Raw genomic sequence first — 19,920 nt, 5'->3', positions numbered from 1 at the left:
ACCAACTCAGCACACCGAGCCCGAACCCTCCCAGCCTTCCTCCACCACTACAACCACCACCGCACCCACACCGCCCTCAACGGCCACCCACCCATCACCCGCGTCAACAACCTCACAGGGCACTACATCTAGCGCATGCCCAAAAGCATTGATCGTATCGACTAAGTCGTCGGCTATATTGTCGGCAAGTGCGAACTCTGAAGCTCCAGATTCTCTGGATTGCTCGATCCGAGGGAGTGAGATTCGACGCGCACTAAGAGGAACTGTCAGAGTTTTCGCGTCGGTTGGCCGCAATGGAATGGAAAGATTTCGCGACGCTGCCTGTAATGCCCTAACCCTGACTTGCCGCGGCCTAATGATCAAATTTACAGCCTCGCGAACCGCCGTCCTATGCTCGTCAATTTGTTCATTTACCACCTCTATACGTGCGCGAACAGCAGCTTCCCAGTTGGACCACGCCAGGCGCAGACTTTCCTCGAAGCGCCCCATTGCTTCCTCGTCTTGAGGCTCAAGAGTGAGTGAAATCCATGCCGCCCACAATGGGTGCGAACTCTCACTCCCGGGCGGCAAGCGATGCGTTATGGTCCCGCCATTTGCGGGAAAATGTGGAATTGGTATTACAGCTGACGCCGCACCTTCGCATGGTATTATCAGTTCGACCTGAAATGGTGCGGCATTTTCGCTGAAATGGGACGCATGGCCCACTATCTCGCCATGCCCGAGCCACTTAAGATCAAGCCTGGGGACAACTCTCTTAGCGGCGTGCATGTCTACAATGACCTCCACAAGAACTGCGGTGTCAGTGTCGACAAGATCGTCTTCATAAACACGGTGCGCCGCAGCGACGGCGCGACGTCTACGCTCCGGAAAGTCCGCTTGCCACTCTTCCAGTGGCTCTTTAGGAACCTGACTCTGCACTGTTGGCAACTTGTCCAACGCCCCTTCGTGGCAGTTTCACATCTCAGTGGTAGCACTGTGCACGACCTGGTGTAGTGGCTGCCAGCGCAACGCACATCGCGGCCATCAAGAGTCAGTGGCCGCGAGGTGTGCTGTCGGCCACATCTTTGGCCGAAGTCGACGCCGCCATAACTGTGCTCCGAGGGTCGTAATAACTCGCACGGGGAGGCGCGGGGCAGTCCTCACCCCGCCTCACCCCCAAATCGTCGCTGGATCCCACGATTGGGCGGGCTGTAGGAAAGTCCCGATCGGGTTCAAAACCCGTCCAGCGTGAGTTTGGTGGCACGCAGCGGTGAGGGCCCGTACTGGACAGCCCCATCGCGGCGCGACCTTCAGCGCATCTCAGCCCGCAGCGATCGACTTAACAGCCTCCTCGGCCAGACCGACGAGCATCGTCTTCGCTGCGGTAGCCGGCGCATCTCCAAGCAGTCGAGCAATCGCGTCGATCATTCGACGCATTACACCCCGATTGGGTGCCTTCGACTCAGCTTCCGCGTGGAGTTTTTCCGCTTCCGCTTCGAGTTGTGTTCGACTGTCCTCGGAAAGACCCAAGGTTTGCGAAATCTGCCCAATTAAGCCGGAGAGCCTGAGTATCTCGGTTACATCCAGGCCCATGTTGAGATTTTGCACGACGTTCTCGTTCGCCATCGCCATGTTGCCATGGTTGTCTGCCACATTGATGGTAGTACTGGTCGTGTTCACGTTCGTCGTACTGCGGGAGTCGCGAGCGAGATAGTCCGCCACAGTTCCTCCGAAATCAGTCAAACAGGCGTGTCCAGCGGCGGTCAGTTGGGGGCGTACCTCGCCGTCAGAGGCATCGTCGAGCCGGACCGACGTGATCAGCCGATGGTGGTGCATGTATTGCGCTGCTTTGAGAACCTCGCGGTGACTGAACTGCGTTCCAGCGTATTCGACGAGGTTGGGGGTTAACTCGAACTCGCTCCAGTCGACTGGGATGCGATCCGCTTCATCTTCCTGGTCGAGCCAAACAAGCATTCGTCGGCGCAGCTCCTCCGCCCGTCGGCGAGGATCTGCAAGGTCGGCCTGACGACGTTGAGCAGCCGCGATGCCTCGATGATTGAGGAGCGCGTCCGGCGCACCAAGTGTGCTGACATCCTGGACGAGGCCAGCGTCTGTCAAATACCGCACGAGGTCATAACCGAACCTATCGTCAAGGCCGTTCTCCTTCAGGTAGGACTTGACGTCCGAGGAGGGCGAGCCGTCGTTGTAGTTGACATAGAGCCAGTCCAGCAATTTAGCGGCGTGCTCTTCGAGGTTGGCGGGCATCTTCGCGTTCCGTTCTGACCAAGGTTCACTTATCGTTCATGTCGAGTCGGCAGGGAGGCGAAGCTTGTTACTTTGTGGCACATCGAATACTGTTTCGTTATCGCAACGTGTCACGGCCGTACACATCACGCACGGCTGACCGAGGTCGGCGACCGGCGTGCGTCCATGTGCGACACTGCGTCGCGAGGCAGAGGTGGTCGATCACACGTGACGGCTCAGATCAGTCCACCGTCAACATGCTTGCGACGCGTAGGGGCCCAGCGCAGGGATGACAGCCGCGTGCGGTTGCGGCTTCCGAACTCGACCGCACAGGGCGCACGGTGGACCGAGCAGAAGTCACCTTCGCTCAAGCCATTTGCCTGACGAACTGCCTGACGACCAACCTGGATACCTCCGCACGTCGACGGACGTCAGCGGACATTGCCAGTCAGGCAGCAAACATCACCGACCAGGAGTTTTACGCCTGTCTAGTGCCTGGGGGTCAAGGGGGCGCAGGTTCGAATCCTGTCAGCCCGACCGGAAGAAAGGCCGCTTGATTGGGACGAAAGTCCGGGTCAGGCGGTTTTTTTCGTTGTGGCGTAAACAATTTTCGACGACCACTGAAGCACGTGCTCGGGGACCGCTGACGCCAGTCCCCCGCGAGTGAAGCTGCCTGCACGCAAAGTCACTTGATACTGACTTTCCGCCACGGGCGCCGTGTCCCGGAAGGGGCTGCGCGAAAGTGGCTTTCGCAACTCCCGGCGGCGACGGCCGAGTCCTACGAAACCGCTCGACCGTAGGCACCTAAGACACGTGAAGGCCCCCTTGCCTACCTTCAGGGTAGGGAAGGAGGCCTTCACGGACCTTGGTTCTAACCGTCCTTACCACTCACGAGGTGTCACTTCAGCGAGTTGTCCACTGTGGTCATGAGGGTTCCGGTGTCACCGGACATCTCCCAGGCCATGACCCCGAGCAGTCCTCGCGTCTTGAGCCAGGCGACCTTCTGCTGGATGGACCAGGCGTCGTCGAAGGTCCACCATTGCCCGCCGTTGCCGGTGTAGCACGACGTGGCCACGGCCGCGGTGTCGTGCTGGACGGCGCAGTTGGGGACACTGGCCAAGAGATTCGCGTAGCCACGAGTACCTGCTTCCTCGGCGAACTGGCCGGGCGCGGCTCCGGTCGCGCTCTGCCATTCGCCCTTCTTCCCGCCTTCCGCGACCCCTTGCCAGCCTCTTCCGTAGAAGGCGAGCCCGAGGGTCAGTTTCCGTGGATTGGCACCGGCTTCGGTGTAGGCGTTGATCGCCGATTCCACACTGAACTTGAAGTTGTACGGATCGTCCGCGTCGGCGTAGAGGTTCCCCTGATGGCCGGTGCGGTTCGGCTCCCACGAGTTGTCGCTGCCCGAGCCGTGGAAGTCGTAGCCCTGCACGTTCGCGACGTCGAGGTAGTCGAAGATCTTCGGGATCTCCCAGCCGCCCTTCACCTTCGCCGGGTCGGCGGGGGTGAACGCCTGCAGTTCGTACCGTTTGCCGGTGGTCGCGCCGTAGGCGTCCATCTGCGTGCGGAACTCGGCCAGCAGCGCGGTCAGGTTGGTCTTGTCGTTGGCGCTCCAGTGGTTCCCGGGGTGCCCGTCGGGGCTGCCGGGCCACTCCCAGTCGATGTCGATGCCGTCGAAGATGCCCGCGGCCGTGCCCGGCCCGCCGGCGCCGCCGTACGCCTTCACGTTCCCCTTCAGGTACGTGTCGATGCACGAAGCGACGAACTTCTGCCGCGACGCGGGCGTGGCCGCGACGTCGGAGAAGTACTTCGAGTAGGTCCAGCCGCCCAAGGAGATGAGCACCTTCAGGTTGGGGTACTTGGCCTTGAGCTTCTTCAGCTGGTTGAAGTTGCCGCGCAGCGTCTCCCAGCCGGTGTCACCGACCCCGTCGACGGACTGGGACGCGGACATCGGCCGCGAGTAGTCGGCTTCCGCGTCGCCCGCGCCGTCGCCCTGGTTCGGGTCCTGCGGATTGGACGTCGTTCCCTTGGTGACGCCCGAAAGGCAGGTGTGGTTGACGGGGTCGATGTTCCCGAAGGCGTACAGCAGATGGGTCAGCTTGGCGGCCGAGCCGTTGGTCACCAGGTTCTTGACGAAGAACTGACGGCCGTAGATGCCCCACTGGACGAAGTAGCCGACCCGGGCGTACCCGTTCACGATGTCGCCGGTGCGAGCGCTGACGGCCGCGCTCGCTGCGGAGACGTTGTCGTACCCATCACGGGCTTTGACCGTGAAAGAGTACGAAGTGGACGGTGAAAGCCCGGTCACCGTCGCGGTCGTCCCGGTGACGGTGGTGGCGAGGGTCGTGCCGCGGTAGACGTCGTAGGAGACGACGCCGGTGTTGTCCGTGGACGCGTTCCACGCCAACGAGATGGAGCCCGAGGTGACCGCGGTCGAGCGGAGGTTCGACGGCACCGTCGGCGCCTGGGTGTCGTCGCTCGGGTTGTTGGTGGTCACGGCCAGCGCCGGGGTGGGCGGGGATTTGGCGTCCTTGCGGTCCTTGGCGACGACGGTGAAGCTGTAGGCCGTGTTCGGCGTCAGCCCGGTGATCCTCGCTTCGGTGCCGGTGACCGAGGCCGCCAGCGTGGTGCCCTGGTAGACGTCGTAGCCGACGACGGGCAGCGAGCCTGGGGCCGCGGCGTTCCACGCCAGCGCGGCGGTCGTGGTCGTCTTCGCCACGAGACGCAGGTTGGCCGGGGTCGACGGCGGCGCGTCGCCCGAACCGTCGCAGTTGGCGTCGTCGATGCGGCACGTGGTCGGGTTGACCGCGGAACTGAGCTGGAACGACGGGCTGTAGGGGTAGGTCGAACGGCCCGGCGCGAGCGACTTGATGTAGAACGCCGGGGTGAGGGTGACCTGGTTGCCCGACTGGGAAACCGTGGCGTGCGAGCCGCTCGTGGCGGTCACGCCGGCGGGCACGGTGAAGGTGATGGACCAGTCGGCGACGGTTTCGCTGCTGGGGTTGGTGACGGTGTACTCACCGGTGGTTCCGGCCAAGGTGAAGGCGGCGCGGAGGCGGCCCGCCGCCAACGCCGGATTACCTGCGGCCACGAGGAGCCCGGCGGCGAGGAGTGTCACGGTGAGTGCGCTGAGTAGTCTTCTTCTGGTGCGTCTCATGGCGGTTCTCTCCAAAAGAGGCGGCGAGACTGACCTGCTCGGAAAATGGCGCGTGTGGTCTAGACCACAGATGAATGTAGCGCGGCACGCATAAAAGGTCTAGACCGATTCGTCGGTCGTGAACCCGTTCGGCGCCGGATGCGGACAACAAGTGACACCGACGAACGGCGGAAGGCGGTTCATGAGTTCATCCGAGGCGGCTCCGGGCGATCCGGAGGACGCGGAAGTGATCGCGAGGTCTGTCACCAGCCCGGACCGGTTCTCCGCGATCTTCGACCGGCACGCCGCGCACATCCACCGCTACCTGGTCAGACGCATCGGGCCCGCGGCCGCGGAAGACGCGCTGGGGGAGACGTTCCTGATCGCGTTCCGCAAACGCGCGGGATACGACACCGAGCGCCGCGACGCCCGGCCGTGGCTCTACGGCATCGCGACCAACCTGGTCGCGCAGCGGCGCCGTGACGAGGTCAGGGAGCTGAAACTGCGGGAAGCCCTCGGCCCGCCGCCCGACGAAGAGGGGCATGCCGAACGCGTCGCCGACCAGGTGACCGCCCAGGCGACGGGAAAACTGCTGGACTCCGCGCTCGCGGAACTGGCCGACGGCGACCGCGACACGCTCACGTTGTTCGCCGGGGAAGGCCTGAGCTACGAGGAGATCGCCGCGGCGCTCGACATCCCGCTCGGCACCGTCCGCTCGCGGCTCAACCGTGCCCGCCGGAAGGTCCGCGAGGCGCTCGGGCGCCCGGACACCACGATTTCGAAGGAGATCTCCACCCATGGATGAGCTGCAGCTGATCGCCGAGCGGACCGGATCGGTGCCCCTCGCGGAATCCGGCGCCCTCGGCTCGGCACGCGCGCGATTGATGGCCGAAATCGCCCGCACCGGAACGGAAAACGTGGTGCCGCTGAAGAAACGGCGGCGCTGGGTCTGGACCGGTGCCGGCGCGGTCGGGCTCGCCGCGGCGATCACCGCCGTCGTCGCGCTGGCGCCGGTCGAGAAGGTCGGCCTGGAGCCGACCGCGGCCGTCGCGGACCCCGTCGTCGTACTCCGCAACGCCGCCGCGGCCGCGTTGAAGGCGCCGGGCACACCGCCGAAACCGGACCAGTTCGTCTACACGAAGACGAAGCAGCCCGACGGCGAGCGGGAGGCGTGGCTGTCGGCCGACGGCACCCGCGACGGGCGGATCAAGATGGCCGACGGCTCGCTCTTCCCGCTCCCGGGCTGCCGGGACGGGCGGGCGCAGGTCTACAAGGGCGACCAGCCGCTCAAGGGCGTCACGGAGCCCTGCACGCCGTCACCCGCCTACCGGACGGACCTCCCCGCCGACGCCGAGGCGATGTTCGCCTACCTCAACGCCCATCACAGCGGTGAGACCGGTGACTACAACGCGATGGGCAAGGACATCCTCGCGCTGGCGAACGAGAACCTCCTCTCGCCCGCCGTCCGGGCCGCCCTGTTCGGCGCCGCCGCCAAGGTGCCCGGGCTGCGCGCCGTCGACCACACCGAGGACGCGGCGGGCAGGCCCGGTGTCGGCATCACGTGGCCGCTCGGACCGCATGACGACCCGAAGGTGGCGAAACCGGTGGTGATCGTCTTCGCCGCCGACACCTTCCTGTATCTGGGCACGAATTCGACCGCGGTGACCACGTCCGGCGTGGTGAATGAGGCCGGACAACGGCCCTAGGGCGATCAGCGGCCGGTGAAGGTCGCCTTGCCGGGGCCGTCGGCGAGGAACGACTTCACCGCGCCGCGCAGATCTTCGGTCTCGAAGAGCCCGGCGGCGATCGTCGTGATGTGCTCGTTCGCCTCGGCGACGCCGCCGTGCTCGTAGTGCTCGAGCACCTTCTTGGTGGCGGCGTGCGCCCGCGTCGGGCCCTGCGCGAGATCGGTCGTGAACGCGCGGACGGCCTCGTCGAAGCCGTCCACCGGGAACACCCGGTTGACCACGTTCCAGCGTTCGAGTGTCGCGGCGTCGTAGGTCGCGCCGGTCATCACGAACTCCTTGGCGCGGCCGACCCCGGCGCGGGCGGCGAGCCGCTGCGTGCCGCCCATGGTCGGGGTCAGGCCGACGACCCGTTCGACCAGGCCGAACTTGGCCTTCTCGCTCGCCAGGATGATGTCGCAGGCGACCGCGACCTCGAACGCCCAGGTCAGGCACAGACCGTGGGCGGCGAACACGGTGGGGAACGGGAGTGTGGCGATCCGGTCGGGGATCGCCAGCATCTCGTCGAAGAGCACCTTCGCCTCGGCGGCGCTCGACTGGGCGTCGAACAGGGAGACGTCCACCCCGCCGCTGACGATCTTGCCCTCGGCGCGGATGAGCGCCGCGCGCGGCGGAGTGGCCTCCAGTTCGCCGATCGCCTCGCCCAGTTCGCGCTGCAGGTCCGCCGTGTAGAGGTTCAACGGCGGCGAAGCGATGGTCAGGACGGCGAGGTCGTCTTCACGGTCGAGGCGGATCGAGGTGGCCAAGGCGGATTCCCTCCGGTGGGTCGGTTTCCCGTGACCCTAGCCCGAGATCGCCGCGAGTTCGTCCCATTGCGCCTGTGCTTCCGGTCGCCATTCGACGTGCTTGCGGTGGAAGAGGTCCGCCGCGCGCACGCCGCTCCAACCGTCGGGGAGGAGTTTTAGCGGAAGGCGTGGATCGAGGAACGGGAAGCTGCGCCATTCGTGTACGAGTTCGGTCTGCGCGCGCAGGACGCCGTTTTCGCCGGAGGGACGCAGACCGGTGAAGCGGTCGATGAAGTCCTCGTAGCGGTCTTTGAGTTCGCTCAGATCCCAGGACCGCGCGACCATCGTCTCCTGGTCGCCGACGTCGCCGTAGGCGGCGGTGAACGACATCGCCTGGGCGTCGAGGCCGAGGTCCTGCACGATCTGCTGGGCTTCCCGCTGACGGCTGAGATCGGGGCTGACCCAGACGCCCGCGACCGGGGAACCGAATCCGGCCCACGTCAGGCGGGTGCGGAGCCGGTGCCGGAGATCTCGTTTCGCTTCGGGGACCGAGACGATCAGCATCAGCCAGCGTCCGTCCCAGGCCTTTTCCTCGTTGCCGAAGGCGTAGATCCGTTCCGCGCCTTCGGTCAGCAGGCGCCTGCCTGGTGGGGTGAGCGACCAGCGCACTCTTCGTCCGACGCGTTCGGAGACCACCCAGCCTTCGGCGGAGGAACGGGCGAGCGCCTGCCGGGCGGACTTCTCCTCGATGTCCAGCACCCGCAGTGCCTCGACCAGCGTGGACGTCCAGATCGCCTGGTCACGGGGCAGGACGTACTCGCCGAGGATCGTCATCAGCAGCGACCGCGCGCTGGCATGACCGACTTCCCGCCGCCTGCTCAATGTCGGCCTGCGGGTACCGCCTTTCTGCTGGTGGACGACGGGGACCGGGGTGGCGGAGTCCGCCATTTGCTGTCACCGACCTCAATGCTCGGGGGATTCGTTCGGGTCCAGAAGAACAACCAGGTTACCCACGTTCCGTGATCGCTTGGATACTTGCCACTCTTCCGAGGGACCACGAGCTGTTCAATCGGTCCCCGTAGACTTACCGATCTCATGAGCGCCACACTCGTTGCCAAGGATCTCGCCGCCGGCCACGGCGACCGTGTTCTGTTCTCCGGTCTCGACCTGGTCGTCGCGCCGGGCGAAGTGATCGGTCTCGTCGGGGTGAACGGCGCGGGCAAGTCGACCCTGCTGAAGACCCTCGGCGGCCTCGTGCCGCCGGAAGAGGGCAGTGTCCGGCTGAACCCGCCGACGGCCACCGTCGGTCACCTCCCGCAGGAACCGGAACGCCGCGAGGGTGAGTCCGTCCGCGCGTTCCTCTCCCGGCGTACCGGCGTCACCGCCGCCCAGGCCGCGCTCGACGCCGCAACCGAGGCGCTCACCGCGGGCGAACCCGGCGCGGACGACGCCTACGGGCTGGCCCTCGACCGCTGGCTCGCGCTCGGCGGGGCCGATCTGGACGACCGGGCGGGGGAGGTCGTCGCGGATCTCGGCCTCACCGTCAACCTCGACCAGCCGATGCTGTCGCTCTCGGGTGGGCAGGCGGCGCGCGCCGGGATGGCGTCGCTGCTGCTGAGCCGGTACGACATCTTCCTGCTCGACGAGCCGACCAACGACCTCGATCTCGACGGCCTGGAACGGCTGGAGCGGTTCGTCACCGGGCTGCGCGCCGGGACCGTGCTGGTCAGCCACGACCGGGAATTCCTCGCCCGCACCGTCGATCGCGTAGTCGAGCTCGACTACGCGCAGCAGCAGGTGCGGACCTACGGCGGCGGCTACGAGTCGTATCTGGAGGAGCGTGCCGTCGCGCGACGGCACGCCCGGGAGGAGTACGAGGAGTACGCGAACACCAAGGCGTCGCTCGAAGCCCGTGGTGCGATGCAGCGTTCGTGGATGGAGAAGGGCGTCAAGAACGCCCGGCGCAAGGCCACCGACAACGACAAGGTGGGTCGTAAGTTCCGGAGCGAGGCGACCGAGAAGCAGGCGTCGAAGGCACGCCAGACCGACCGCATGATCGAGCGGCTCGAAGTCGTCGAAGAACCGCGCAAGGAATGGGAACTGCGGATGGAGATCGCCGCGGCGCCCCGGGCGGGCGCGGTCGTGGCGACCCTGCGCGGCGCGGTGGTGCGGCGGGGCGGGTTCACCCTCGGCCCGGTCGACCTGCAGATCGACTGGGCGGACAAGGTCGCGATCACCGGGGCCAACGGCGCCGGGAAGTCGACGCTGCTCGCGGCGTTGCTCGGGCGGGTCCCGGTCGACGAGGGCGCCGCCTCGCTCGGTTCCGGTGTCGTGGTCGGGGAAGTCGACCAGGCACGGAAGCTGTTCCTCGGCGACCTTCCGCTCGTCGAGGCGTTCTCCAGGGAGGTGCCAGAACTCGCCGACGCCGACGTGCGGACGCTGCTGGCGAAGTACGGGCTCAAGGCCGCGCACGTCCTGCGGTCGGCGGCCACGTTGTCGCCGGGGGAGCGGACGCGGTCGGCGCTGGCGCTGCTGCAGGCGCGCGGGGTGAACCTGCTGGTGCTCGACGAGCCGACGAACCACCTCGACCTGCCGGCGATCGAGCAGCTGGAGTCGGCGCTCGCGGACTATCCGGGGACGCTGCTGCTGGTGACACACGACCGGCGGATGCTGGACGCGGTGGCGACGACCCGGCGGCTGGAAGTGGCCGACGGGAAGGTCACCGAACTCTGAGCGTTTAGTCCTCTGAATGCGTGCGCATTCAGAGGACTAAACGCGGAGTCAGCCCTTGGTCGCGCCCCCGGTGAGTCCCTTCACGAACTGCTTCTGCAGCGCCAGATAGAAGATGAGCACCGGCAGTGTCGCCAGGAACATGAGCGCGAAGACGCTGCCGAGATCCGCCTGGTACTGGCCGATCGAGCGGTAGATCCCGGTGGTGACCGTGGTCCCCTGGCTGGGGCCGAGGATGATCAGCGGATCGATGAAGTCGTTCCAGATCCACACGCCGAGGAAGATGAGCACACTCGCCGTGGCCGGGCGCAGCAACGGGAACATGATCCGCCAGAACACCTGTGCGCGGCTCGCGCCGTCGAGCCGGGCGGCCTCCTCGAGTTCCACCGGCACCCCGCGGATGAACCCGGTGAACACGAAGACCCCGAACGGCACGTAGTAGCCGACGTTGAACAGCACCAGACCCTGGATCGTCGCCATCAGCCCGGTCAGCCGCAGCACCTCGGTGACCGGGATGAGGATCACCTGCGGCGGGATCATCAAGCCCGCCAACAGGATCAGCGCGAGCACCCTGGTCCACCGCTTGGCCGACCGCGCCAGGTAGTGCCCGAGCATGGCCGAAAGCACCGTCAGCACGAGGATCGACAACAGGGTGACGAGCAGGCTGTTCGCCAGGCTCACCCAGAACAGGCCGTCTGGCCGGGTGAGGACGGCGTGGATGTTGGCCGGCGTCGGTGGCAGCGGGACCGACGCCGGCGTCCGGGCGATCTGATCACCGGGTTTGAACACGTTGACGAGCACGTAGTACAGCGGCACGGCGAACAGCGCGCTCACCAGGATCGCGGCGACGGGCCGGAGTTTCGCGGTCACAGGTCGACCTCCCGCCGCCGCAGGAAACGCAGCACGATCGTGGTCAGCGTCGCGACGATCACCAGCATCACCATGGCCATCGCGGACGCGTAGCCGACGTGGTTCGCGTCGAGGCCGGTGGCGAGGACGTCGAACGCGATGGTGGCCGTGGTCCCCGAACCCGGTCCGCCGTTGGTGACGACCTTGACGTAGTCGTAGGTCTTGAACGCCGAGATCAGCAGCACGACGGTGTTGATCGTCAGCGACGGCGCGAGCAGCGGCCAGGTCACCGCGCGGAACCGGCGCACCGGCCCGGCGCCGTCGATCTCCGCGGCCTCCAGCAGTTCGGCCGGGACGCCCTGCAGGCCCGCGAGGTACACGACCACACAGAACCCCAGCATCTGCCAGCACACGATCGACGCGACCGAGTACAGCGCCAGATCCGGGTCGGAAAGCCAGCCCGGCGGATGCTCGACACCGAGGGCGCGGAGCGCGTCGTTGACCGGGCCCCGGTCGTCGAGCAGTTTCGTCCAGATGATGCTGACGACGACCGAGCTGAGGATCACGGGCGTGAAGAACACGCTCCGCAAAGCGTTGTACAGCCAGCCTTTCCGGTCGAGCAGCACCGCGACACCGAGCCCGAGTACGTTCGGCACGACCACGACGATCACGGTCAGGATCGTGGTGACCCGGAGCGCGGTCAGGAACTGTTCGTCCTGGAACAGCAGCCGGTAGTTCTCGAGCCCCACGAATTCCGCGGGCGGGCTGAACGGGTTGTGGTTCGTCAGGCTGTAGCCGAAGCTGATGAGGATCGGCGCCATGACGAAGCACAGGTAGATGACGACGCCGGGCGCGCCGAACGAGGCGAAATGCCACACGCGCGGCAGGATCGGTTTTCTCCCCATCGTGGTGTCAGCGCGCCTTCGCCCACTCGGTGTCCAGGAACGCGCACGCGTCGGCCACCGTTCTGCGGCCGGTGATGACGTCCTGCGCGGCCTGGTACACCTTGTCCTTCATCCCCGGCAGGAGCCCGTCGTCCGCGGTCTCCCAGCTGAAGGCGTTCACGACGGCGTTCTTCGCGACGGCTTCCTTGTACAGCTCGTATCCCGCTTTGAAGACCGGCCCGACGTCGGCGGGCGGTGTGTAGCCCTTGATCGCGGGGAACAGGCCGTCGGCCTTGACCGAGGCGTCGATCTGCTCCTTGTCCAGCTGGAACGCGAGCGCGAACTTCCTCGCCGCGTCGAGGTTCCGCGACTTCGCGTTGACGACGATGCCGCCACCGGTGTACGCGGGCACGACGAGTTTCCCGTCCTCGGAAGGGAAGTTGAAGACGCCGATCTCGAACGGCGGCTTCTTGGCGTCGGCGCTCGCGGCGAACCAGTTGCCCATCGGGTACATCGCGCCCTCGCCGTTGAGGAAGGCCGCCTCGGTCGCGGAGTAGTCGCGCGACACCTGCGTCTTGTCGAGGTAGCCCTTGGCCACCAGATCGGCGAATTTGCCGAACGCCTGCTGGAAGGCCGGGTCGGCGAACTTGACCTGGTCGGCGCGCCGCTGGGAAAGCCAGTCCGGTGTCTTGCCGTAGACCTCGACGCTGACCAGGCCGTCCAGCAGCATCGCGGATGGGAACCCTTCCTTGCCGCCGCCGATGGTGAACGGCGTGATGCCCTTGGCCTTCAGTTTCTCCGACGCCGCGAGGAGCTCGTTCCAGGTCGACGGCACCGACGTGATCCCGGCGTCGGCGAAGAGCTTTTTGTTGTAGTAGATCGGCGGGATGGTCTGGGTGTTGGCGGGCAGCTGGTGGTGCCCGCCCTTGATCGGGTTGGCGCCGGGGAACTGGAAGTCCTTGAGTTCCTCGGGTGTCCACGCGTAGAGGTTGCCCGATTCGGCGAACCCGGCCGAATCGACGGCGATCGCGACGTCGGGGAACTGGCCGGACTGCAGGAGTTGTTTGGCGTAGCCGGTGCGGTCGGTCGACGGGGCGACCAGCTTCTTCACGCTCAGGCCGGGATTCTTGGCCGTGACGCGTTTGATGGCGGAGTCCCAATAGGACGGTGGGAGGTTCGGCGTCTCGAACGTCAGGAAGGTGATCTCGCCGCCGGACGCGTCCGTCCCGCCGCCGACGGTGCAACCGGTGAGGCTCGCGGCGAGGAGTAGTGCGGCTCCCAACGCGAAGGACCTTCTCATACCCCAGTCACCCTTCTCGCGGCGATGCACGGCGTCTCATATACGACGGCATTCGATCGGATGTCTAGGGTGATGTCAAGCAGCTCTAGCAGGCTTCAGTGGGCGAAAAATGGCGATACATCTGATCTATCGGCGGGCTCAGACCTTCGTCAACCGGATCACCGCACTGGCGAAATCGCCGTCCGGAAGGCCCGGTAACAGGCCGTGTGCCAGGAGCGAGGCGCCGTGCCACACCTTTCCGGTGTCCTCGTCGCGGTAGCGGGCGGCGGGGTCGAGACCGTCGAGCCGGAGCGGTCGTTCGTGAGTGTGGAAATGTGCCGCTTGCCGGAACACGAACACCACCGCGCGTCCGCCGTCGGCCGCCACGTACTGCAGCGCGGAGACACCGTCGGTGGCAGGCGGCACGAGCCGGTGGAGCCTGCCGTGCTGGACGATCGGCCGGATGTCCTTGTACAGCGCGATCTGTTCGCGCGCGTAGAGCAGCTCCTCCTCGGGCCATTTCACGATGTCGCCGCCGATGCCGAGCACACCGGCCATCGCGACGTGGAACCGGAAACGCAGGGGAGTGGACCGCCGGGTGACGAAGTTGGGGTCGTCGGTCACCCACGCCGACATCGCGCGCGCCGGGTACACCTGACCGTAGCCGTGCTGGATGACGAGCCGGTCGAGCGCGTCGGTGTTGTCGGACGTCCAGACCTGATCGGTCCTGGCCAGCACCCCGAGGTCGATCCGCCCGCCACCGCCGCTGCACGCCTCGATCCGCAGCCCGGGATGGCGGGCGCGGAGGCGGTCCATGATCGCGTAGACCGAGCGGGTGTGCTCCACCCACAGCGTGTCCGGATCGACGGCGCCGGGCCAGCCCGCTTCGCTGAAGGGGCGGTTCATGTCCCATTTCAGGAAGTCGATGCCGTGTTCGCCGACGAGGGAGTCGAGCGTGCCGAACGCCCACTCGGCGACGTCCGGCCGGGCGAAGTTGAGCACCAGCTGCCGTCGCAGTTCGGATCGGGTCCGATGTGGATGGTGCAGGACCCAGTCCGGGTGGGCGCGGTACAGATCGCTGTCCGGGTTGACCATTTCGGGTTCGACCCAGAGCCCGAACCTCATGCCGAGCCGGTGCACCTCGCGGACGAGCGGCTCGAGACCGTCGGGGAATTTATCCCGGTTGACCTGCCAGTCGCCGAGGCCCGCGTGATCACCGCTGCGCGCGCCGAACCAGCCGTCGTCCATCACGAACAGTTCCACGCCGAGCGCCGCGGCCTTCTCCGCGAGCGCGCGTTGCCCGGCTTCGGTGACGTCGAAACCCGTTGCCTCCCAGGAGTTGTAGAGCACCGGCCGGAGTTCGCCGGGATGCGGGAGGACGTGGTCGAGCGTGTACGCGTGCCAGGCGCGGCTCGCGGCGCCGAATCCGCCGTCGGTGTACAGCCCGGCGAAGACCGGGGTGGTGAGCGTGTCGCCGGGTGCGAGCCGGGGGACGACGCCGTCCTGGCCGAAGCCGCCGGTCACGGTCAGCCGGCCGGTGGAGGAGCGGGTGGTGGTGATGCGCCACGAACCGCTCCACGCGAGTGCGGCGCTGTAGACCTCGCCGTGCCGCTCGGTGGCTTCGCCGTCGTCGAGCATCACCCACGGATTGGCGTGATGGCTGGTGATGCCGCGCCTGCTGCCGAACGTGGTCTCGCCGTGGGGGACGGGCTCGCGGAGCAGCTGGCTCTCGGCGGCCCAGCGGCCGGTGACGTGGCTGATCCGGTAGTCCGCGCGGATCGGCGCGACCCAGGTCGCCGAGTCGGCGCGGATGATCTCGATCGGGCCGTCCGTACCGTCGTGGGCGAGTTCGGTCCAGCGCTCGATGACGTCCGTGCCCGCCGGGACGCGGTAGCCGAGGGTGATCCGCAGCGGGTAGTGGCGATCGCGGAAGTGGACGCGCAGGCTTATGCCGTCGATGTCGTGGCCGAGGTAGCGCCATTCGAGGGCGCGGGTTCCGTCGGCGAACCGGACCTGAAGGGCGGGGGTCCAGTACCGGGTGCCGCCGTCGGCGGCGAGTTCGTCCAGCCCCTCGGCGGGATCGTTGAAGGCGTCCCAGCGTTCCTCGGTCCGGCTGAGGACGTCGGTGAGCTGATCGGCGGTGAGCGCCGGACCCCAGTAGACGTGGGACGGCGCGTCGTCGTCGGCCAGCCGGAGCGCGTAGCTCGTGGCTGCCGTGCGGATGAGCCAGGAACGAGTGCTGTCGTCGAAAACGATCTCGGCCACGGGCCCATCCTGACGCCCGGCGCCCGCGGTGACCAGTGGCTCCCGCTCGGCGGTACATGATGGCCCCCTTCCTGTACCTAGGCGCAAGGAAGGGGGCCTTCATGTACTTGGGAAGCGGTCAGCCGCCGACCTTCGCGATGGCCACGAAGTGCTCCGGCCGCACCCGCACGATCACCTTCCCCGGCGACGTCGCGTACGCCAACCAGCCGTCGATGACCTCCTGCCCCGCTTCGCCGAGGTACCGCCGGGCGATCAGTTCCGAGCCGAGACGGACGCCGTCCGGATCCGAAACGATCTCCGCGACACCCTCGACGCTGACGAACGAGTACGGCGGGGCCGGGTCGTCGGCGACCACCGAAACCCGCGGATTCTCCTTGAGCGCCTTGCCTTTGACCGTGTCCGCACCCAGGTTGACCAGGATGTCGTCCCCGTCGAGGGCGAACCAGACCGGTACCGCGTGCGGCCTGCCGTCGGGGCGGACCGTCGCGAAGACGGCGGTGCGGGTGCCTTCGGCGAGGAAGGCGCGGCGCTGGTCGTCGGTCATCTTCTCCGGCATTACTTTCCCTCCAGGGTGGCGTCCAGGCCGAAGGCCGGGAACAGGTGACTGTCGAACGTGGTGAACTCCGCGGCCTTGCCGTCGACGACGCGGACGAGGTCGAGCTTGAACGCGCGGAAGACGGTGTCGCCGGGACGCCGCAGGTACGAAGCGAACGCGGGCATTCGGTTGGCGTCGACGGGCACGGCGCGCCATTCGCCCATCTCTTCGGCGATCCTGCCGTGCCGGGCGAGGTGTTCGAGGCCGATGTAGCAGTGGGGTTCCGGCGGCATGGTCACGCGGACGTCGTCGCGGACCAGACTGCTCAAAGTGCTGAAATCGCCGCTGTCGTGGGCCTCGACGAGCCGTCGGACCAGTGCCCGTTCCTCTTCGGAGGGAGCCGAGACCGACCATTCGCCGCGCTGCTGCGGGAGGCGTTCACGCAGGGTGGCGCGGCCCCGTTGCAGGGCGCTGTTCGCGGCGGGGACCGAGAGGTCGAGCAGTTCGGCGGTTTCGGCGGCCTGCCAGCCGAGCACGTCGCGCAGGATCAGCACCGCGCGTTGCCGCGGCGGCAGCATCTGCAGGACCGCGAGGAAGGCGAGTTCGATGGTCTCCCTGGCGATGGCGAGTGCGTGCGGTTCGGCCTCCGACGGCGCGATCTCGTCCAGCAGGCGGTCCGGATACGGCTGGATCCAAGGGACTTCGGCGAACGAACGGACCGATGGGACCCGGCGGTCCTTCTTGCGGATGGCGTCGAGGCAGGCGTTGGTGGCGATCCGGTACAGCCACGCGCGGAAGTTGCCGCCGTCGAAGGTGTCCAGCCCGCGCCACGCGTTGAGCAGCGCCTCCTGGACGGCGTCTTCCGCCTCGTCGAACGAGCCGAGCATCCGGTAGCAGTGGACGTGCAGTTCCCGGCGGTGTCGTCCGGTGAGCGCGGCGAAGGCGGTTTCGTCTCCCGCCTTCGCCGCGGCGATCGTGTCGGTCATGGCGCCTCCCATCGAGTGTTCTTACCCGATGTAACGGCGCCTTTCGCCGGAACTCATCGGTCCCGCGATGACTTTTTCGCGGGACCGGCGTATCCGCAGGTCAGGGGCGAGCGGTGAGGTATCCGCCCATGGTGCGGAAGTACTCGGTCGCGGCCAGTTCGGTGCCGTCCTCGGTCCGCACCCGCTCGATGACGAGTCCGTGCGACCGGCCGCGGCGCGAGTCGGGGCCGGCGACGATCACGACGCCTTCACCCTCTCGGATGAAGATCCGGCCCGGGGTGCCGCCGTACCGGCCCACCGACACCGAGGAGCGGATCACGCGCAGCTGCTTGCCGCGGTGGTAGGTGAAGGCGTTGGGGTACGGGTCGGACTGGGCGCGCACCAGCCGCTCGATCTCGTCCGCGGGCCACGACCAGTCGATGAGGCTGTCTTCGAGGGCGCGCTTGTGGAAGAAGCTGGCCTTCGACCTGTCCTGTTTGACCGGGGTGAAGTTGCCCTTCGCGATCAGCTCGATGGCTTCGGTGGTGATCGGCGCGATGAGGTCGACCGTCCGGTGGAACAGATCGGTCGTCGTGTCCTTCGGTCCGACCGGGACGGAGCGCTGCAGCACGATGTCGCCCGCGTCGAGGTCGCCGTCCATCATGTGGGCGGTGAGGCCGACTTCCTTCTCGCCGTTGATGAGCGCCCAGACCAGCGGCGAGAAGCCGGCGTAGGCGGGCAGCAGCGAGTCGTGGACGTTCAGCGTCCCGTACCGCGGCATCTCGAAGATCTCCGGTGGCAGCCAGGTGCGCCAGTTGTTGGCGACGATCAGGTCGAGATCGGCTTCCTTCAGCTCCGCCAGCAGTTCCGCGTCGTCGGGACGCTGCCGCAGCAGCGCGCGGATCCCGTTCTCCTCGGCGAGGTCCGCGACGGAGTCGGACCAGATCTTCTCGTAGGCGTGGTCACTCTTCGGGTGGGTGACGACGAGGGCGACCTCGTGGCCCGCGTCGATCAAGGCCCGCAGGGTGCGGTGTCCCCAGGTCTGGTATCCGAACATGGCGACCCGCATGGGACCGGCCTCCTCCTGGTCGAGGGATGAACATCACCACTGAAAGTACTAGTTGAGCCTCACCTAACTTAGGTTAGGGTTCCCTGGTCTTTGTTGCGAAGTACCGAGATGCGGCTGAGCCGCGCTAGGGGTTCAAGATGGCACGAGCAGTGGTCGGTGAACGGGTTCCGGTCTACGACGTGGTCGGGGTCGGGTTCGGTCCCTCGAACCTCGCGCTCGCCATCGCCGTCACCGAGCACAACGCCGCGCCAGGGGCCGAGACCGTCACGGCCCACTTCCTCGAGCGCCAGGCCCGTTTCGGCTGGCACCGCGGGATGCTGATCGACAACGCGACCATGCAGGTGTCCTTCCTCAAGGACCTCGCCACGATGCGGAACCCGACCAGCTCGTTCAGCTTCCTGTCGTATCTGCACAGCAAGGACCGGTTGGTCGATTTCATCAACCACAAGAACCTGTTCCCGTTGCGGATCGAGTTCCACGACTACTTCGAATGGGCGGCGGAGAAGGTCGACGACCTGGTTTCCTACGGCACGGAGGTCCTTTCCGTCACGCCGGTGTTCGACGGCGACGAGATCGTGTTCTTCGACGTCCACGCCCGTACCGACGGCGAACTGGTGAACCTGCGCGCCCGCAATCTGGTGATGGGCACCGGGCTGCGGCCGAATCTCCCCGAAGGTGTGACGCCGGGTACACGGATCTGGCACAACAGCGAACTCCTGCACCGGCTCGAAGGCCTGGCCGCCGAGGAGCCGCGCCGGTTCGTCGTCGTCGGCGCCGGTCAGAGCGCGGCGGAGGTCAGCGCGCTGCTGCACGATCGCTTCCCCCGCGCCGAGGTGTGCGCGGTGTTCGCACGCTACGGCTACAGCCCGGCCGACGACAGCGCGTTCGCCAACCGGATCTTCGACCCCGAGGCGGTCGGCCGGTTCTACGAAGCACCGGAAGCGGTCAAGGACCGCCTGATGCGCTACCACGGCGCGACCAACTACTCGGCCGTGGACATCGAACTCATCGACGAGCTGTACCGGCGCGTCTACCGCGAGAAGGTGCAGGGGATCGAGCGGCTGAAGCTGATCAACGTCTCCCGGCCCACCGAGGTCACCGACACCGGCTCCGAGGTGCGGGTCACCGTCGAGGCGCTGGAAACCGGTGAGCGGACCAGTCTCGACGCCGACTTCGTCGTGTACGCCACCGGGTACAGCCCGGCGGACCCGACCCCGTTGCTCGGCGAACTCGCCTCCACCTGCGCGCGCGACGACGAGGGCAGGCTCCGCGTCGAACGCGACTACCGGATCGTCACCGAACCGCCGCTCGACGGCGGGATCTACCTGCAGGGCGGCACCGAGCACACGCACGGCATCACGTCTTCGCTGCTGTCCAACACCGCCGTCCGGGTCGGCGAGATCCTTCAGTCCATTGTGGACCGGCGCGCGGCCGGCGCGTCCCGGCCCGCGTACGCGGTGAGCGGGTCCGGGCCCGCCTGAGGCCCGGACGATCCCGAGCGTTTCCGAACGGTGGAGG

At 66.9% G+C, this 19,920-nt stretch carries 15 protein-coding genes; 4 read left to right on the top strand and 11 right to left on the bottom strand.

Going from position 1 to position 19,920, the window contains the following annotated elements:
* Nucleotides 1-1,299: 1,299 nt before the first annotated feature.
* Complete coding sequence (locus DMC64_RS16760; protein WP_125734251.1) at nucleotides 1,300-2,244, bottom strand: hypothetical protein; 945 nt, start codon at nucleotides 2,242-2,244, stop codon at nucleotides 1,300-1,302.
* Between the two features lie 877 nt (nucleotides 2,245-3,121).
* On the bottom strand, nucleotides 3,122-5,338 hold the full coding sequence (locus DMC64_RS16755; RefSeq protein ID WP_125734297.1) for a glycosyl hydrolase family 18 protein: 2,217 nt from the start codon (nucleotides 5,336-5,338) through the stop codon (nucleotides 3,122-3,124).
* A gap of 220 nt (nucleotides 5,339-5,558) precedes the next feature.
* Between DMC64_RS16755 and DMC64_RS16750 the strand changes: the two genes are divergently transcribed.
* Both DMC64_RS16750 and DMC64_RS16745 read left to right on the top strand, forming a co-directional pair.
* The gene (locus DMC64_RS16750) at nucleotides 5,559-6,161 is read left to right on the top strand and encodes an RNA polymerase sigma factor (protein ID WP_199754993.1); all 603 of its coding nucleotides are present in this window, start codon (nucleotides 5,559-5,561) and stop codon (nucleotides 6,159-6,161) included.
* A complete protein-coding gene (locus DMC64_RS16745) occupies nucleotides 6,154-7,062 on the top strand; it encodes a CU044_5270 family protein (RefSeq protein WP_125734249.1) in 909 nt (302 codons plus the stop codon). Before DMC64_RS16750 ends, DMC64_RS16745 begins: the two co-directional genes overlap by 8 nt.
* A gap of 5 nt (nucleotides 7,063-7,067) precedes the next feature.
* On the opposite strand, the gene DMC64_RS16740 is transcribed toward DMC64_RS16745, so the two are convergent.
* On the bottom strand, nucleotides 7,068-7,847 hold the full coding sequence (locus DMC64_RS16740) for an enoyl-CoA hydratase/isomerase family protein (RefSeq protein ID WP_125734248.1): 780 nt from the start codon (nucleotides 7,845-7,847) through the stop codon (nucleotides 7,068-7,070).
* Nucleotides 7,848-7,883: 36 nt separating this feature from the next.
* On the bottom strand, nucleotides 7,884-8,774 hold the full coding sequence (locus DMC64_RS16735) for a PaaX family transcriptional regulator C-terminal domain-containing protein (protein WP_125734247.1): 891 nt from the start codon (nucleotides 8,772-8,774) through the stop codon (nucleotides 7,884-7,886).
* Between the two features lie 147 nt (nucleotides 8,775-8,921).
* Between DMC64_RS16735 and DMC64_RS16730 the strand changes: the two genes are divergently transcribed.
* Complete coding sequence (locus tag DMC64_RS16730; RefSeq protein ID WP_037337176.1) at nucleotides 8,922-10,559, top strand: ABC-F family ATP-binding cassette domain-containing protein; 1,638 nt, start codon at nucleotides 8,922-8,924, stop codon at nucleotides 10,557-10,559.
* A 48-nt stretch (nucleotides 10,560-10,607) separates the two neighbouring features.
* Here the strand turns inward: DMC64_RS16730 and DMC64_RS16725 are convergent, their stop codons facing one another.
* The 7 genes from DMC64_RS16725 to DMC64_RS16695 all read right to left on the bottom strand — a co-directional run bounded on the left by DMC64_RS16725 (nucleotide 10,608) and on the right by DMC64_RS16695 (nucleotide 18,402).
* Nucleotides 10,608-11,426, bottom strand: coding sequence for a carbohydrate ABC transporter permease (locus DMC64_RS16725; RefSeq protein ID WP_125734246.1), 819 nt, complete (start codon nucleotides 11,424-11,426; stop codon nucleotides 10,608-10,610).
* Entirely contained in the window at nucleotides 11,423-12,310 is an 888-nt protein-coding gene (locus DMC64_RS16720; protein WP_228694990.1) for a carbohydrate ABC transporter permease, read from the bottom strand. Before DMC64_RS16720 ends, DMC64_RS16725 begins: the two co-directional genes overlap by 4 nt.
* A 7-nt stretch (nucleotides 12,311-12,317) precedes the next feature.
* On the bottom strand, nucleotides 12,318-13,589 hold the full coding sequence (locus DMC64_RS16715) for an extracellular solute-binding protein (RefSeq protein ID WP_125734245.1): 1,272 nt from the start codon (nucleotides 13,587-13,589) through the stop codon (nucleotides 12,318-12,320).
* A 138-nt stretch (nucleotides 13,590-13,727) separates the two neighbouring features.
* The gene (locus tag DMC64_RS16710; RefSeq protein WP_125734244.1) at nucleotides 13,728-15,833 is read right to left on the bottom strand and encodes an alpha-galactosidase; all 2,106 of its coding nucleotides are present in this window, start codon (nucleotides 15,831-15,833) and stop codon (nucleotides 13,728-13,730) included.
* A 118-nt stretch (nucleotides 15,834-15,951) separates the two neighbouring features.
* On the bottom strand, nucleotides 15,952-16,389 hold the full coding sequence (locus DMC64_RS16705) for a PPOX class F420-dependent oxidoreductase (RefSeq protein ID WP_125734243.1): 438 nt from the start codon (nucleotides 16,387-16,389) through the stop codon (nucleotides 15,952-15,954).
* On the bottom strand, nucleotides 16,389-17,354 hold the full coding sequence (locus DMC64_RS16700; RefSeq protein WP_125734242.1) for an RNA polymerase subunit sigma-70: 966 nt from the start codon (nucleotides 17,352-17,354) through the stop codon (nucleotides 16,389-16,391). Before DMC64_RS16700 ends, DMC64_RS16705 begins: the two co-directional genes overlap by 1 nt.
* A gap of 100 nt (nucleotides 17,355-17,454) precedes the next feature.
* The gene (locus DMC64_RS16695; RefSeq protein ID WP_125734241.1) at nucleotides 17,455-18,402 is read right to left on the bottom strand and encodes a methionyl-tRNA formyltransferase; all 948 of its coding nucleotides are present in this window, start codon (nucleotides 18,400-18,402) and stop codon (nucleotides 17,455-17,457) included.
* Nucleotides 18,403-18,539: 137 nt separating this feature from the next.
* On the opposite strand from DMC64_RS16695, the gene DMC64_RS16690 reads away from it, so the two are divergent.
* Complete coding sequence (locus DMC64_RS16690; protein WP_125734240.1) at nucleotides 18,540-19,883, top strand: lysine N(6)-hydroxylase/L-ornithine N(5)-oxygenase family protein; 1,344 nt, start codon at nucleotides 18,540-18,542, stop codon at nucleotides 19,881-19,883.
* Nucleotides 19,884-19,920: the final 37 nt, after the last annotated feature.

It is taken from the genome of Amycolatopsis sp. WAC 04197 (assembly GCF_003947475.1).
GTDB lineage: Bacteria > Actinomycetota > Actinomycetes > Mycobacteriales > Pseudonocardiaceae > Amycolatopsis > Amycolatopsis japonica.
The sequence above is the reverse complement of the archived record's forward strand: the minus strand, read 5'-3'. Positions and strand labels throughout refer to the sequence as shown.

Bases quoted from the DNA above. Each gene is read 5' to 3' on its own strand.
- DMC64_RS16760 (WP_125734251.1), bottom strand. From the start codon at position 2,244: ATGCCCGCCAACCTCGAAGAGCACGCCGCTAAATTGCTGGACTGGCTC.
- DMC64_RS16735 (WP_125734247.1), bottom strand. From the start codon at position 8,774: ATGGCGGACTCCGCCACCCCGGTCCCCGTCGTCCACCAGCAGAAAGGC.
- DMC64_RS16745 (WP_125734249.1), top strand. From the start codon at position 6,154: ATGGATGAGCTGCAGCTGATCGCCGAGCGGACCGGATCGGTGCCCCTC.
- DMC64_RS16720 (WP_228694990.1), bottom strand. From the start codon at position 12,310: ATGGGGAGAAAACCGATCCTGCCGCGCGTGTGGCATTTCGCCTCGTTC.
- DMC64_RS16700 (WP_125734242.1), bottom strand. From the start codon at position 17,354: ATGACCGACACGATCGCCGCGGCGAAGGCGGGAGACGAAACCGCCTTC.
- DMC64_RS16705 (WP_125734243.1), bottom strand. From the start codon at position 16,389: ATGCCGGAGAAGATGACCGACGACCAGCGCCGCGCCTTCCTCGCCGAA.
- DMC64_RS16695 (WP_125734241.1), bottom strand. From the start codon at position 18,402: ATGCGGGTCGCCATGTTCGGATACCAGACCTGGGGACACCGCACCCTG.
- DMC64_RS16730 (WP_037337176.1), top strand. From the start codon at position 8,922: ATGAGCGCCACACTCGTTGCCAAGGATCTCGCCGCCGGCCACGGCGAC.
- DMC64_RS16690 (WP_125734240.1), top strand. From the start codon at position 18,540: ATGGCACGAGCAGTGGTCGGTGAACGGGTTCCGGTCTACGACGTGGTC.
- DMC64_RS16750 (WP_199754993.1), top strand. From the start codon at position 5,559: ATGAGTTCATCCGAGGCGGCTCCGGGCGATCCGGAGGACGCGGAAGTG.
- DMC64_RS16715 (WP_125734245.1), bottom strand. From the start codon at position 13,589: ATGAGAAGGTCCTTCGCGTTGGGAGCCGCACTACTCCTCGCCGCGAGC.